The organism is Streptomyces sp. SCSIO ZS0520 (assembly GCF_025643355.1).
Classification (GTDB): Bacteria; Actinomycetota; Actinomycetes; order Streptomycetales; family Streptomycetaceae; genus Streptomyces; species Streptomyces physcomitrii.
The window spans coordinates 5,794,172-5,808,773 of sequence record NZ_CP092644.1; the positions used below are offsets into that span (position 1 = coordinate 5,794,172).

A 14,602-nucleotide genomic window follows, 5' to 3' on the forward strand; every position below is an offset into this window, starting at 1 on the left:
GCGGTGCCGCCCACTTGTCGCCTCCCCGGCCGGGAGTGCCGGGGAGAGGTCCCCGGGCTCTTCTTTTGGGGCGTGTCCCGCCTGCGGTTACTATGCAAGCTGCGCGCCCGTGTGCCTGCGTCCACGCCCCGAGGGGGACGGATCCGGGACTTTCGAGGGGGCGATCCGCTGAAGCTCTCCGGCTCAGCAGAATCCAAGAAGTCAGCCACAAGGAGACCGAACCGTGAAGAGCGCCGTGGAGAACCTGAACCCGACTCGGGTTCGGCTCACTGTCGAGGTGCCCTTCGAGGAGCTCAAGGACAGCCTCGACGCGGCGTACAAGAAGATCAACCAGCAGGTCACGGTGAAGGGTTTCCGGAAGGGCAAGATTCCGGCGCGCGTCATCGACCAGCGGTTCGGCCGCGGAGCGGTTCTTGAGGAGGCGGTCAACGACGCCCTCCCGAAGTTCTACACCGAGGCCGTCAACGAGGCCGAGCTCAACGTCCTGGGCCAGCCCGAGGTGGACATCACCGAGCTGAAGGACAACGAGACGCTCAACTTCACCGCCGAGGTCGACGTCCGCCCGACCATCGAGATCCCGGACTACTCCGGCATCGAGGTCGAGGTCGACCCGATCGAGGTCAGCGAGGAGGACGTCGACAAGGCGGTCGAGGAGCTGCGCGAGCGCTTCGCCTCCACCAGCCCGGTCGAGCGCGCCGCCGAGGACGGCGACGTCCTGACCCTCGACCTGCAGGCCAAGGTCGACGGCGAGGTCCTCCCCGACGGGGTGGCCGACGGCGTCTCCTACACCATCGGCTCCGGTGAGCTGCTCGCCGGCATCGACGACGCCGTCAAGGGCGTGGAGGCCGGTGGCGAGGCCACCTTCACCTCCGAGCTCACCGGCGGCTCGGCGGCGGGCAAGGAGGCCGAGGTCACCGTCAAGGTCACCCAGGTCGCCAAGCGCGAACTGCCCGAGCTGGACGACGACTTCGCCCAGCTCGCCTCCGAGTTCGACACCCTGGAGGAGCTGCGCGCCGACAGCCGCTCCCGGCTGGAGAACATGAAGCAGTACGACCAGGCCACGCAGGCCCAGGAGCGCGTCCTGGAGAAGCTGCTCGAACTGGTCGAGGTGCCCGTCCCCGAGAAGCTGCTCGAGGACGAGATCAACACCCGCAAGCACAACCTGGAGCACCACCAGCTCGGTCAGATGGGCCTGGACCTGGAGAAGTACCTCGAGATCCAGGGCAAGAGCGCCGAGGAGTTCGAGACCGAGACCAAGGACGCCGCGGTCAAGGGCATCAAGACCCAGTTCGTCCTGGACGAGCTGGTCAACCGGGAGAAGCTGAACGTCAGCCAGGAGGAGCTCACCGAGCACCTCATGCGCCGCGCCGCCTCCTCCGGCATGTCCCCCGACCAGTTCGCGCAGGCGGTCGTCGAGGGCAACCAGGTGCCGATGCTCGTCGGCGAGGTCGCCCGCGGAAAGGCCCTGGCCGCCGTGGTCGAGGCCGCGACCGTCAAGGACACCAACGGCGAGGTCGTCGACCTGAGCGACGACGAGGAGGAGACCGAGGCGGCCGAGACCGCCGAGGCCGCCGCCGAGGGCTCGGCCGAGGAGGCCACCGAGGAGAAGCCCGCCGAGGAGAAGAACGAGGCCTGAGCCCCGTCGCCCTCCCGGCTCTCCGCAGAGCCGCCGCGCGCCCGCACGGGTGCGCGGCCGAGGGGCCCCGGACGCCGTCGTGCGCGTCCGGGGCCCCTCGGCTTGTGCCCGGCCGTCTCCCGGCGCCCTGGCGGCACTCCCCGGCGCCCGTGAGGCGGTCCGCCCCGCCCGCGGCCCGCGCGGCCGCCCCGCGGAGCCCTCAGCGCCGCTCTCGCGCCGCGCCGTCGCCCCTCCCGCCCCCGCGCCGCTCCTCGCCCTCCGCGGCCGCCGGCGGCCCCGTCGCGCCCCGCCTCGCCTCGCCGCCGTCCGGCCCCGGCGGCCCCCCTACGTGGCCCCTGGTGCACCTGCGCTCACAGCGAACAGTCCCCGGTGCGGGAGTGCACCCGCCTGCCTGCGCGTTAGGGTCCATAACTACGAGGGCAGGGGAGTCCCCAGGCGCCGCCGGACGGCGGTGAGGACGCGGGGCCCCACGCCCCAGCAGAAGACGTGAGACGGCCCGGCGCCGTCGTAAGACGAGCAGGTGGATACGTGACGAATCTGATGCCCTCCGCCGCCGGCGAGCCTTCCATCGGTGGTGGCCTCGGCGACCAGGTCTACAACCGGCTGCTCAACGAGCGGATCATCTTCCTCGGCCAGCCGGTCGACGACGACATCGCGAACAAGATCACCGCACAGCTGCTGCTCCTTGCCGCCGACCCGGACAAGGACATCTTCCTCTACATCAACAGCCCGGGCGGATCGATCACCGCGGGCATGGCGATCTACGACACGATGCAGTACATCAAGAACGACGTGGTCACCATCGCCATGGGCATGGCCGCCTCGATGGGGCAGTTCCTGCTCAGCGCGGGCACCCCGGGCAAGCGCTTCGCCCTGCCGAACGCCGAGATCCTCATCCACCAGCCCTCCGCCGGCCTCGCCGGCTCGGCCTCGGACATCAAGATCCACGCCGAGCGGCTGCTGCACACCAAGAAGCGGATGGCCGAGCTGACCTCGCACCACACCGGCCAGAGCGTCGAGCAGATCACCCGCGACTCCGACCGCGACCGCTGGTTCGACCCGGAGGAGGCCAAGCAGTACGGCCTCATCGACGACATCATGCCCACGGCTGCCGGTATGCCGGGCGGCGGTGGCACCGGGGCGGCCTGAGCCCCGACAGCCCCCAGCCGACCGCCTCAGCTCATTTTCAGGAGACAGAAGTGAACGACTTCCCCGGCAGCGGCCTCTACGACCGCACGCAGGCCGAGTACACCGGGCCGCGCGCCGAGTCCCGCTACGTCATCCCGCGCTTCGTCGAGCGCACCTCGCAGGGCGTGCGCGAGTACGACCCGTACGCGAAGCTCTTCGAGGAGCGGGTGATCTTCCTCGGTGTGCAGATCGACGACGCCTCCGCCAACGACGTCATGGCGCAGCTGCTCTGCCTGGAGTCGATGGACCCGGACCGCGACATCTCGGTCTACATCAACAGCCCCGGCGGCTCCTTCACGGCGCTCACCGCCATCTACGACACGATGCAGTTCGTGAAGCCGGACGTCCAGACCGTCTGCATGGGCCAGGCCGCCTCCGCCGCCGCGATCCTGCTCGCCGCGGGCACCCCCGGCAAGCGCATGGCCCTGCCCAATGCGCGGGTTCTGATCCACCAGCCCTACAGTGAGACGGGTCGCGGTCAGGTCTCCGACCTGGAAATCGCGGCGAACGAGATCCTCCGGATGCGCTCACAGCTGGAAGAGCTGCTGGCCAAGCACTCGACCACGCCGATCGAGCAGATCCGCGAGGACATCGAGCGCGACAAGATCCTCACGGCCGAGGACGCCCTGTCCTACGGCCTGGTCGACCAGATCATCTCCACCCGGAAGATGAACAACTCCACGGTCGTCTGAGACGTCGCGGGAACAGCGCCCGCACCCTTGGCGCGGTCCACGCACAAGTGAACCGCGCCAAGGGGGACCCGAACACCGGGTCCGGCAGGGTACCGTCGGATAGAGGCACCAGGAGCCGCTGAAGCAGGCGTCTGGCAGGCGAAGGGGATTCACCTCGTGGCACGCATCGGTGACGGCGGCGACCTGCTCAAGTGCTCTTTCTGCGGAAAGAGCCAGAAGCAGGTCAAGAAGCTCATCGCAGGCCCCGGTGTGTACATCTGCGACGAGTGCATCGACCTCTGCAACGAAATCATCGAGGAGGAGCTCGCCGAGACGAGCGAGGTGCGCTGGGAAGAGCTTCCCAAGCCCCGTGAGATCTACGAGTTTCTGGAGAGCTACGTCGTCGGGCAGGAGCCCGCGAAGAAGGCGCTCTCGGTCGCCGTCTACAACCACTACAAGCGGGTGCAGGCAGGCGAGAACGGCGGCGGGCAGGGCCGCGAGGACGCCATCGAGCTGGCGAAGTCGAACATCCTGCTGCTCGGCCCCACCGGCTCCGGCAAGACCCTGCTCGCGCAGACGCTGGCCCGGATGCTCAACGTCCCCTTCGCCATCGCGGACGCCACCGCGCTGACCGAGGCGGGCTATGTCGGCGAGGACGTCGAGAACATCCTCCTGAAGCTCATCCAGGCCGCCGACTACGACGTCAAGAAGGCCGAGACGGGCATCATCTACATCGACGAGATCGACAAGGTGGCCCGCAAGAGCGAGAACCCCTCGATCACCCGCGATGTCAGCGGCGAGGGCGTCCAGCAGGCCCTGCTGAAGATCCTGGAGGGCACCACCGCCTCGGTGCCCCCGCAGGGCGGACGCAAGCACCCGCACCAGGAGTTCATCCAGATCGACACGACGAACGTGCTGTTCATCGTGGGCGGCGCCTTCGCGGGCCTGGAGAAGATCATCGAGTCCCGGGCGGGCGCCAAGGGCATCGGCTTCGGCGCCACCATCCGCTCCAAGCGGGAGATCGAGTCCAAGGACCAGTTCGAGGACGTCATGCCCGAGGACCTGGTGAAGTTCGGGATGATCCCCGAGTTCATCGGCCGCCTGCCGGTCATCACCTCGGTCCACAACCTCGACCGCGAGGCCCTGCTCCAGATCCTCATCGAGCCGCGCAACGCCCTGGTCAAGCAGTACCAGCGCCTCTTCGAACTCGACGGCGTGGAACTGGACTTCGAGCGCGAGGCCCTGGAGGCCATCGCCGACCAGGCCATCCTCCGCCAGACCGGAGCCCGCGGCCTGCGCGCCATCATGGAGGAGGTCCTCCAGGCGGTCATGTACGAGGTCCCGTCCCGCAAGGACGTCGCCCGCGTGGTCATCACCGCCGAGGTCGTCCGCTCCAACGTCAACCCGACCCTGATCCCCCGGGACGCCCGGGGGAGGGGGAACGGGGAGCAGAAGTCGGCTTGAGGCAGTCGGAGTTGAGCTAAAGGTGTGGGGCACCCGATGAATCATCGGGTGCCCCACACCTTTGCTGTACTCAACCCCTCCGGATGCTGATCTGCGTGATCAGTAGATGGGATTGGGCCGGACGCCCCCGTTGCAGTACCCCACGAGCTTGCTCCCGTCGAACAGGGCCCCCTGAATCCAGGCTTTGCGGATGCCTCCGGTATCCGAGGCGGTGGTGTTCCAGGAGCGCGTGGTATCGGCCCCCGCCGTGTTGTGGTGCCACTGCCAGGCGTGCGTGTCACCGTTGCTCTTCTTGGTGACCAGTCGGACGGCGGGGTGCCAACCGTCAGCTTCATAGTCCCGCGCCTCCATGTGGAGACTCGTCAACTTGGTCTTCGTCGACCAGTCCCAAGACCCGACGGCTCGCCCGTTGAAAGGAGACACGGCACCACCGAACTGCAGGTCACAGGAGCTCGCGGCTTCATAGGCCGCAGCAGGGCCTGCCGTCAGGGGTATCGCGGCGAGCGCTGCGAGTGAAGCGACGATGGCGATGGACTTCTTCTTCATGCACCAAACCCCCATAAGTAGCAGAAGTGATCATGCTATCAACTGCCTGATGGGGGCGGTGAAATGAACGCTTACTGCTTGACACGAACCGCCTTGCGGAGGTCGGCGGTTATCCGAGCGGAGTCGTCGAGGCCGACTCCCTTGCCCCCGGCGGCAGGGATTCCCATGCCGATCGTGCTGTAGTCGGCCCAGAAGCAGAGGTACTGCGTGTCGGACTGGCCCGTGGCGTCCTTCGCCTCACCCTTCTGGCACTTCATGATCGCGCCTTCGAGGTTGCTCGGTTCCACGGACTCGGGTTCGCCCACGAACTTCATGTCCTTCGAGCCGCTCGGGCTGGAACTGCCGCTCTCGTTGCCGTCTTCCACTGCCTTCTTCATGCCGGCGATGGCCTGGTCGAGGGCGGACTCAGGGTCCTTGACCTTGCCGTAGAGACCTGAGTACGTGACGGCCTTCGAAGCCGCGATCTCGGCGGGCTCAGGGGTTTCCCCCGGAGTGATCGAGATCGTCGTGTAGATCGTGGACAGCCCCTTGGCGTCGGTCACGCCACCGCTCGCCAACTTGCCGGCCTCGCTCGAATTGGCCTCTTCCGGCTTGGGTTCCGGTCCGTAGCGCTTGTAGCCGTCCATGATGCTCTCCGGCGCGGTGAGGATGTGCGGCCCGTCGTCCTCGAGCCCCCCGCCGCCGTCCGAACCCCCGAGGACGAAATACGCCCCCACCGCGATCGCCGCCACCACCGCGACGGCGCCGATGATCAGGCCGGTCTTCTTCTTGCCGCCGCCCTGCTGGGGGCCCGGCACATACGTGTTCGGCTGGCCGTAGGGCTGCTGCTGCGGGAAGCCCTGGGGCTGCTGGGGGTAGCCGTAGCCCTGCTGCGGGGGCGGGGGCTGCTGGGGGTAGCCGTACCCGCCGGCCTGCTGGGGCGGCTGCTGCGGGTAGCCGTACCCGGGCTGCTGCTGGGGCGGCTGGCCGTAGGGGCCCTGCTGGCCGCCGTAGGGGCCGGGCTGCTGGGGAGGTTGCCCTCCGCCCTGACCGTACGGTCCGGGCTGCTGCGGCTGCCCGCCGTACGGGCCGGGCTGGTTGTAGCTCATCGGGTTCCCCCTCCAGGTGCTGCGCGTGCGATGCGCTCATCCTCGCGTACGGGTCCGACAGCGGGACAGGCGGGAGGCCGACGCACACCAAAGATTCCCGTTTCAAACCTGGTTCGTGACCCCTCTAAACTGAACCCGTGACCGAGAACACTCAGCAGCAGACGCCAGCGCCCACCACCGACCTGCCGACGCAGTACGCCCCGGCCGAGGTAGAGGGGGAGCTGTACGAGCGCTGGGTGGAGCGGGGGTATTTCACCGCCGACGCCAAGAGCGAGAAGCCCCCGTACACCATCGTCATCCCGCCGCCGAACGTCACCGGCAGCCTGCACCTCGGGCACGCCTTCCAGCACACGCTGATGGACGCCCTCACCCGCCGCAAGCGGATGCAGGGCTACGAGGCGCTGTGGCTGCCGGGCATGGACCACGCCGGTATCGCCACCCAGAACAAGGTCGAGCAGCAGCTCGCCGAGGAGGGCAAGTCCCGCCACGACCTGGGCCGCGAGGAGTTCACCGCGCGGGTCTGGCAGTGGAAGGAGGAGTACGGCGGCCGGATCCTCGGCCAGATGCGCAGGCTGGGCGACGGCGTCGACTGGTCGCGCGAGCGCTTCACCATGGACGAGGGCCTGTCCCGCGCGGTCCAGACCATCTTCAAGAAGCTCTACGACGACGAGCTGATCTACCGCGCCGAGCGCATCATCAACTGGTGCCCGCGCTGCCTGACCGCGATCAGCGACATCGAGGTCGACTACCAGGACGACGACGGCGAACTGGTCTCGCTCAAGTACGGCGAGGGCGAGGACAGCCTGGTCGTCGCGACCACCCGGGTCGAGACGATGCTCGGGGACACCGCGGTCGCCGTCCACCCCGACGACGCGCGCTACGCCCGGCTCATCGGCAAGCGGATCAAGCTGCCGCTGACGGACCGTACGATCCCGGTGGTCGCGGACGCCCATGTCGACCCGGAGTTCGGCACCGGCGCCGTCAAGGTGACGCCCGCCCACGACCCGAACGACTTCGCCATCGGCCAGCGCCACGGCCTCGAGTCGCTGACCATCATGGACGAGCGCGGGGTCATCACCGCGCACGGCCCCTTCGAGGGGCTCGACCGCTTCGAGGCGCGCTCGGCGATCGTGGCCGCGCTGCGCGAGCAGGGCCGGGTCGTCGCCGAGAAGCGCCCGTACGTCCACTCCGTCGGGCACTGCTCGCGCTGCAAGACCACCGTCGAGCCCCGGCTCTCGCTCCAGTGGTGGGTCAAGGTGGAGACGCTGGCGAAGGCCGCGGGCGACGCCGTCCGCGAGGACCGGGTCGCCATCCACCCCAAGGAGATGGAGAAGCGGTACTTCGACTGGGTCGACAACCTCAACGACTGGTGCATCTCACGGCAGTTGTGGTGGGGCCACCGCATTCCGGTCTGGTACGGCCCCGGCGGCGAGGTGGTCTGCCTCGGCCCGGACGAGGAGGCGCCGAGCGGCGAGGGCTGGACGCAGGACGAGGACGTCCTCGACACCTGGTTCTCCTCGGGCCTGTGGCCCTTCTCCACCCTGGGCTGGCCGGAGCGGACCCCGGATCTGGAGAAGTTCTATCCGACCGACGTCCTGCTCACCGGGCACGACATCATCTTCTTCTGGGTCGCCCGGATGATGATGTTCGGCCTGTACGCGATGGACGGCGAGGTGCCCTTCCGCACCATCGCGCTGACCGGTCTGGTCCGCGACGAGTTCGGCAAGAAGATGTCCAAGTCGAACCCGAACGCGGTCGACCCGCTGGACTGGATGGACGCCTACGGCTCCGACGCCGTGCGCTTCACCCTGGCCCGCGGCGCCAACCCGGGCGCGGACGTCCCGATCGGCGAGGACTGGGTCCAGGCCTCCCGCAACTTCGCCAACAAGATCTGGAACGCGACCCGCTTTGCCCTGATGAACGGCGCCACCGTCGAGGGCCCGCTGCCCGAGCCGGCGGAGCTGTCCGCCACCGACCGCTGGATCCTGTCCCGGCTGAACAAGACCGTCGCCGAGGTGGACGCGTACTACGAGGACTTCCAGTTCGCCAAGGTCTCCGACGCCCTCTACCACTTCGCCTGGGACGAGGTCTTCGACTGGTACGTCGAGCTGTCCAAGACCACCTTCCAGGCGGACGGCGAGGCGGCCCGGGTCTCGCGGCGCGTCCTCGGCGAGGTGCTCGACGTCACCCTGCGGCTGCTCCACCCGATCGTCCCCTTCGTCACCGAGACGCTGTGGACCACTCTCACGGGTGGTGAGTCGGTGGTGGTCGCGCAGTGGCCCGCCGACTCCGGCTTCCGTGACGCGGGCGCCGAGCGGGAGATCGAGACCCTGCAGCAGGTGATCACCGAGGTCCGCCGGTTCCGCGCCGACCAGGGGCTGCAGCCGGGCCAGCGGGTCCCGGCCCGCCTGGTGCTCGACGGGACCGCGCTCGCCCCGCACGAGCCCGCCATCCGCCAGCTGCTCCGGCTCCAGCCCGAGGGCGAGAGCTTCGCGGCGACCGCGACCCTGCCGGTCGCCGGGGCTCAGGTGGCGCTCGACCTCTCCGGCGCCATCGACGTGGCCGCGGAGCGCAAGCGCCTCGCCAAGGACCTGGCCGCCGCCGAGAAGGAGAAGCAGCAGGCGAACGCCAAGCTCGGCAACGAGGCCTTCCTCGCCAAGGCGCCGGACCACGTGGTCGAGAAGATCCGCACCCGGCTCGGCAAGGCGGACGAGGACATCGCCCGCCTGACCGCCCAGCTGGAGCGGCTCCCCGCGGCCTGAGCAGCGTCCCGTCCGGGGCCGGGCCCGACACCGCGGAGGTGCCGGGTCCGGCCTCCGCGCGGTACCGGGCCGGGCCCCCGGACGGTACCGGGCCGGGCCCCCGGACGGTGCCGGGCCGGGCCCGCGCCGCCGCCTGCCGCCGGTGGGGCGGCCGCCGGGGGCGCCCTGTCCCGGAGTGTCACCGCTCCTCCGTAGACTGTCCGCGTGAGTGACCTCCCCCCGCACGACCACGCCCGCGACGACGACGGCGACGACCCCTCGCAGCAGTTCGAGGAGATCATCGCCGCCGAGACCGACCGCGACCCCGACCTCGCCGTGATCGAGGCCGGGAGCCGCACGCTGCGCACCCGGTCGGGCCCGCCGGTGGGCGACCAGGTGCCCGCCCGCCCCGCGGACCCCGAGGTGGACCGCGCCCTGCGCGAGGTCGAGACCGAGCTGGCGGGGCGCTGGGGCGAGACCAAGCTGGAGCCCTCCGTGCAGCGCATCGCGGCGCTGATGGACGTCCTCGGCGAACCGCAGCGCGCGTACCCCTCGATCCACATCACCGGCACCAACGGCAAGACCTCCACCGCCCGCATGATCGAGGCGCTGCTCGCCGCCTTCGAGCTGCGCACCGGCCGGTACACCTCGCCGCACGTCCAGTCGATCACCGAGCGGATCAGCCTCGACGGCGCCCCCATCGACGCCGAGCGCTTCGTGGAGACCTACCGGGACATCCAGCCGTACGTCGAGATGGTCGACGCCCAGCAGGAGTACCGGCTCTCCTTCTTCGAGGTGCTCACCGGCATGGCCTACGCGGCCTTCGCGGACGCGCCGGTGGACGTCGCCGTGGTCGAGGTCGGCATGGGCGGCAGCTGGGACGCGACCAATGTCGTCGACGGCTCGGTCGCCGTGCTCACCCCGATCGACCTGGACCACACCGACCGGCTCGGCTCCACGCCCGGCGAGATCGCGGTGGAGAAGGCCGGGATCATCAAGCAGGACGCCACCGTCGTCCTCGCCCAGCAGCCGGTGGACGCCGCCCAGGTCGTCCTGAAGAAGGCCGTCGAGGTGGACGCCACGGTCGCCCGCGAGGGCCTGGAGTTCGGGGTGACCAGCCGCCAGGCCGCGGTCGGCGGCCAGCTGCTCACCCTGCGCGGACTCGGCGGCGAGTACGAGGACGTCTTCCTGCCGCTGCACGGCGCCTACCAGGCGCACAACGCCGTGGTCGCCCTCGCCGCGGTGGAGGCCTTCTTCGGGATCGGCTCGCAGCACGCCCGCCCGCTCGACCTGGAGACGGTGCGCACCGCCTTCGCCTCGGTGACCTCGCCGGGCCGCCTGGAGGTGGTGCGCCGCTCGCCGACCGTCGTGCTGGACGCCGCGCACAACCCGGCGGGCGCGCGGGCCACGGTCGAGGGCATCACCGAGGTCTTCGACTTCAGCAGGCTGATCGGCGTCGTCGGGGCCAGCTCCGACAAGGACGCCCGGGGCCTTCTGGAGGCCTTCGAGCCGCTGTTCACCGAGGTCGTGGTGACCCGCAACTCCAGCCACCGCGCGATGGACGCGGACGAGCTGGCCGCCCTCGCCGTGGAGGTCTTCGGCGAGGACCGCGTCCAGGTCGAACCCCGCCTGGACGACGCCCTGGAGGCCGCGATCACCCTCGCCGAGGAAGAGGGCGAGTACGCGGGCGGCGGGGTGCTCGTCACCGGATCCGTGATCACTGTCGGCGAGGCCCGACTGCTCCTGGGGAGGGGCTGACCCATGCGTACGCTCTGTGCCACCACGCTGATCGCCGAGTTCTTCGTGATCGGCTTCGCCGCCCTGGTCGCGATGAAGGACCCGGACCTCGGCCAGGCCACCGTCTGGATCGTCAGCGGCATCGCCATGGCCCTGTGCGTGCTGCTGTGCGGGGTGCTCACCCGGCCCGGCGCGCTCGCCCTCGGCTGGGCGCTGCAGATCGGCCTGCTGGCCAGCGGTTTCGCGGTGCCGGTGATGTTCTTCCTCGGCGCCTGCTTCACCGGGCTGTGGTGGGCGGGCATCCACTACGGCCGCAAGGTCGACGTGGCCAAGGCCCAGCGCGCGGCGTACGAGGAGAAGCTCGCCGCGGAGGCCGCGGCGGGCGGCACCCCCGAGTCCGCGTGACGGGTGGTCAGCCGGGGACGAGGCGCCGCGACACGCCCTGTAGCCTCTGATCTCCGCACACCTGTCACCGAAGGAGCACCCCCGTGAGCCAGCGCACCCTCGTCCTGCTCAAGCCCGATGCGGTCCGTCGCGGCCTGGTCGGCGAGATCCTCGGCCGGATCGAGGCCAAGGCCGGCTGGACGCTCGGCGCGCTGGAGCTGCGCACCCTGGAGCGCGAGACCCTGGAGCAGCACTACGCCGAGCACGTGGGCAAGCCGTTCTACGAGCCGCTGGTGGAGTTCATGTCCTCCGGACCGGTGGTGGCGCTCGTCGTCGAGGGCGAGCGGGTCGTCGAGGGAGTGCGCCGGCTGACGGGGCCCACCGACCCGATCGCGGCGGAGCCCGGGTCCATCCGGGGTGATTTCGGCACGATCACCCGGGAAAACCTCATCCACGCCTCGGACTCGGAGGAGTCCGCCGAGCGCGAGCTGAAGATTTTCTTCCCCGGCCTCGCCTGAGCCGTTCCCCATTACCGTGTATCCGGCTTGTCCGGCGTGCGCCGCGCGAATTGCGGCGCACGCCGGAATTTGCCCGTTCATGACCCGGGTGTCGTGCGCGACGCGCCCGGGCGTTCGTGGTAATCCCACTGTTTTCTGACGCTTCGTCAGGCGTGTAATGGTCGTGACCTGCGCCGGAGAAGAAAAACCTCCGCCGCCCGGCATAGGCCTCCCGATCGGGGGAACCCGTTCCCCTGATGGCTCGTTCCCACAAGCGGAGCGGGCGTACATCTGCTGACAATGGCGAAGACCCTTGCGCTGTGATTGTGCGGGCGCCCTTACGATGTAAGCCTTCACCGCAGCACCCACCTCGCCGTCCTGAAAAGCCGCAAGCTCACGGGAAGGCCAGTCGCATCCTCATGGGGAACAAGATGTCGTTCATCGGCCGTGACATGGCTGTCGACCTCGGGACCGCCAACACGCTGGTGTACGTCAGGGGCCGAGGGATTGTCCTCAACGAACCGTCCGTCGTCGCGATCAACACCAACACCGGTGGCATCCTCGCGGTCGGCGCGGAAGCGAAGAAGATGATCGGCCGGACCCCCGGCAACATCGTCGCCGTGCGTCCTTTGAAGGACGGCGTCATCGCCGACTTCGAAATCACCGAGCGCATGCTGCGCTACTTCATCCTCAAGATCCACAAACGCCGCTACCTCGCCCGCCCGCGCGTCGTGGTCTGTGTGCCCTCGGGCATCACGGGCGTCGAGCGCCGCGCCGTCATCGAGGCCTCCTCGCAGGCCGGTGCCCGCCAGGTGCACATCATCGAGGAGCCGATGGCCGCGGCGATCGGCTCCGGACTGCCGGTGCACGAGGCCACCGGCAACATGGTGGTCGACATCGGCGGCGGCACCACCGAGGTCGCGGTGATCTCGCTCGGCGGGATCGTCACGGCCCAGTCGATCCGGGTCGCGGGCGACGAGCTGGACAACGCGATCATCCAGCACATCAAGAAGGAGTACTCCCTCCTCCTCGGCGAGCGCACCGCCGAGCAGATCAAGATCACCATCGGCTCCGCCTTCGAGACGGAGGAGGAGCACACCGAGATCCGCGGCCGTGACCTCGTCTCCGGGCTGCCGAAGACCGTGGTGGTCTCCGCGGCCGAGGTGCGCAAGGCCATGGAGGAACCCGTCAACGCGATCGTCGACGCGGTCAAGACGACGCTCGACAAGTGCCCGCCGGAGCTCTCCGGCGACGTCATGGACCGCGGCATCGTGCTCACCGGCGGCGGCGCCCTGCTCCGCGGCCTCGACGAGCGCCTGCGCGCCGAGACCGGCATGCCGATCCACATCGCCGAGGACCCGCTGGACAGCGTGGCGCTCGGCAGCGGCAAGTGCGTCGAGGAGTTCGAGGCGCTCCAGCAGGTCCTGGACGCGCACCCGCGCCGCGGCTGAGTCCGCCCGTACCCCGTCCGGTGCGCACCGGACGGGGGAAGCGGGAGGACCCGTCCCTCCCGGAACCGGCGTCCACAGGTGCCCGCGAGGGCGGCGGATCGTTGATATAGAGGCATAAGCCACACACATTCCTACGAGGAAGGCACGGCCGCCGCACGTGAGGGACACACGAGAGAGCCGCCTGCTCCTGGTGCTGCTGATCGCGATCGCCTTCGCGCTGATCACGGTGGACATCCGGGGCGGCGAGGACTCACCGGTCGACGGGGCCCGCCGCGGCGCCGCGGCCGTCTTCGGCCCGGTGGAGGACGGCGTCTCCTCCGCCGTCGACCCGGTCGGCAACGCGGTCGGCGCGGTCAAGGACTCCGGCGCCAGCGAGGACCGCATCGCCGAACTCGAGCGGGAGAACGCCGCCCTGAAGGCCAAGCTCGGCAGCGACGACCGCAACCGCAGCCGGGTCAAGCAGCTCGACGGCATGCTGAAGAAGGCGGGCGCCGGGCAGTACGGCATCAAGGGCGCCGAGGTCATCGGCATCGGCGCCGCACAGGGCTTCTCCTGGACGGTCACCATCGACGCCGGCTCCGGCGACGGCATAAAGCGCGACATGACGGTGCTCAACGCCGACGGCCTGGTCGGCCGGGTCACCACGGTCGGCCCCGGCACCTCCACCGTGCTGCTCGCCAACGACCCCGACTTCACCGTCGGCACCCGCCTGGAGAAGTCCGACGAGCTGGGCTTCGCCTCCGGCGGCGGCAACGGCCCGTTGCGGGTGCAGCTGCTGAACTCCAAGGCCAAGGTCAAGAAGGGCGACCGGATGGTCACCTTCGGCTCGCAGGGCGACAAGCCCTTCGTGCCGGGTGTCCCGGTCGGCCGCATCACCCGCGTCGACCCCTCCGGCGGCGACCTCACCCGCACCGTCTACGTGGAGCCGTACGCGGGCTTCTCCCGCCTGGACGTGGTGGGCGTCGTCGTCACCGCGCCCCGCACCGACCCCCGCGACACCGTCCTGCCGGAGAAGCCCGAGGCCAAGCCGACGCCCACGGTGACCGTGACGGCCACCCCCGGCCAGGACGGCGGCCCGCAGGACCCCGAGGGCCCGAACGAACCGCAGGAGCAGGGCGCCCGGGACCCGGCCCGCCCCGTGGAGCCGGAGCAGGCGGGACAGCCCGCCGAACCGGCCGAGCAAGAGCAGTAGGAGCTGG

The 14,602-nt window shown here is 69.8% G+C and carries 12 protein-coding genes; 10 read left to right on the top strand and 2 right to left on the bottom strand.

Features of this window, described 5'->3' with window-relative positions:
* Positions 1-223 precede the first annotated feature (223 nt).
* The 4 genes from tig to clpX all read left to right on the top strand — a co-directional run bounded on the left by tig (position 224) and on the right by clpX (position 4,959).
* Positions 224-1,636 (top strand): trigger factor, encoded by a 1,413-nt coding sequence (gene tig, locus MID12_RS23105; RefSeq protein ID WP_040253607.1) that lies wholly within the window; start codon positions 224-226, stop codon positions 1,634-1,636.
* Positions 1,637-2,176: 540 nt separating this feature from the next.
* Positions 2,177-2,785, top strand: a complete 609-nt coding sequence (locus MID12_RS23110) for an ATP-dependent Clp protease proteolytic subunit (protein ID WP_040253611.1) — start codon at positions 2,177-2,179, stop codon at positions 2,783-2,785.
* Between the two features lie 50 nt (positions 2,786-2,835).
* Positions 2,836-3,516, top strand: a complete 681-nt coding sequence (locus MID12_RS23115; protein ID WP_040253613.1) for an ATP-dependent Clp protease proteolytic subunit — start codon at positions 2,836-2,838, stop codon at positions 3,514-3,516.
* Positions 3,517-3,672: 156 nt separating this feature from the next.
* Positions 3,673-4,959 (top strand): ATP-dependent Clp protease ATP-binding subunit ClpX, encoded by a 1,287-nt coding sequence (clpX, locus tag MID12_RS23120; protein ID WP_040253615.1) that lies wholly within the window; start codon positions 3,673-3,675, stop codon positions 4,957-4,959.
* A 99-nt stretch (positions 4,960-5,058) separates the two neighbouring features.
* Here clpX and MID12_RS23125 read toward each other — a convergent pair whose 3' ends face one another.
* Complete coding sequence (locus MID12_RS23125) at positions 5,059-5,505, bottom strand: hypothetical protein (RefSeq protein ID WP_145945167.1); 447 nt, start codon at positions 5,503-5,505, stop codon at positions 5,059-5,061.
* Positions 5,506-5,576: 71 nt separating this feature from the next.
* Positions 5,577-6,593, bottom strand: a complete 1,017-nt coding sequence (locus MID12_RS23130) for a hypothetical protein (protein WP_263170465.1) — start codon at positions 6,591-6,593, stop codon at positions 5,577-5,579.
* Positions 6,594-6,730: 137 nt separating this feature from the next.
* On the opposite strand from MID12_RS23130, the gene MID12_RS23135 reads away from it, so the two are divergent.
* The 6 genes from MID12_RS23135 (at position 6,731) to mreC (ending at position 14,595) form a co-directional block, all read left to right on the top strand.
* The gene (locus MID12_RS23135) at positions 6,731-9,355 is read left to right on the top strand and encodes a valine--tRNA ligase (protein WP_040253621.1); all 2,625 of its coding nucleotides are present in this window, start codon (positions 6,731-6,733) and stop codon (positions 9,353-9,355) included.
* Positions 9,356-9,559: 204 nt separating this feature from the next.
* Positions 9,560-11,092, top strand: a complete 1,533-nt coding sequence (gene folC, locus MID12_RS23140; protein ID WP_263170466.1) for a bifunctional tetrahydrofolate synthase/dihydrofolate synthase — start codon at positions 9,560-9,562, stop codon at positions 11,090-11,092.
* A gap of 3 nt (positions 11,093-11,095) precedes the next feature.
* Positions 11,096-11,476: a DUF4233 domain-containing protein gene (locus tag MID12_RS23145; RefSeq protein ID WP_263170467.1), complete on the top strand. Its 381-nt coding sequence runs from the start codon at positions 11,096-11,098 to the stop codon at positions 11,474-11,476.
* 83 nt (positions 11,477-11,559) lie between these two features.
* Entirely contained in the window at positions 11,560-11,973 is a 414-nt protein-coding gene (gene ndk / locus MID12_RS23150) for a nucleoside-diphosphate kinase (RefSeq protein WP_263170468.1), read from the top strand.
* Between the two features lie 410 nt (positions 11,974-12,383).
* Positions 12,384-13,403, top strand: a complete 1,020-nt coding sequence (locus tag MID12_RS23155) for a rod shape-determining protein (RefSeq protein ID WP_263170470.1) — start codon at positions 12,384-12,386, stop codon at positions 13,401-13,403.
* Positions 13,404-13,560: 157 nt separating this feature from the next.
* Complete coding sequence (gene mreC, locus MID12_RS23160) at positions 13,561-14,595, top strand: rod shape-determining protein MreC (RefSeq protein WP_052482577.1); 1,035 nt, start codon at positions 13,561-13,563, stop codon at positions 14,593-14,595.
* Positions 14,596-14,602: the final 7 nt, after the last annotated feature.

Coding starts and splice junctions, on each gene's coding strand:
- MID12_RS23110 (WP_040253611.1), top strand. CDS start 2,177: ATGCCCTCCGCCGCCGGCGAGCCTTCCATCGGTGGTGGCCTCGGCGAC.
- MID12_RS23130 (WP_263170465.1), bottom strand. CDS start 6,593: ATGAGCTACAACCAGCCCGGCCCGTACGGCGGGCAGCCGCAGCAGCCC.
- MID12_RS23145 (WP_263170467.1), top strand. CDS start 11,096: ATGCGTACGCTCTGTGCCACCACGCTGATCGCCGAGTTCTTCGTGATC.
- MID12_RS23155 (WP_263170470.1), top strand. CDS start 12,384: ATGTCGTTCATCGGCCGTGACATGGCTGTCGACCTCGGGACCGCCAAC.
- MID12_RS23125 (WP_145945167.1), bottom strand. CDS start 5,505: ATGAAGAAGAAGTCCATCGCCATCGTCGCTTCACTCGCAGCGCTCGCC.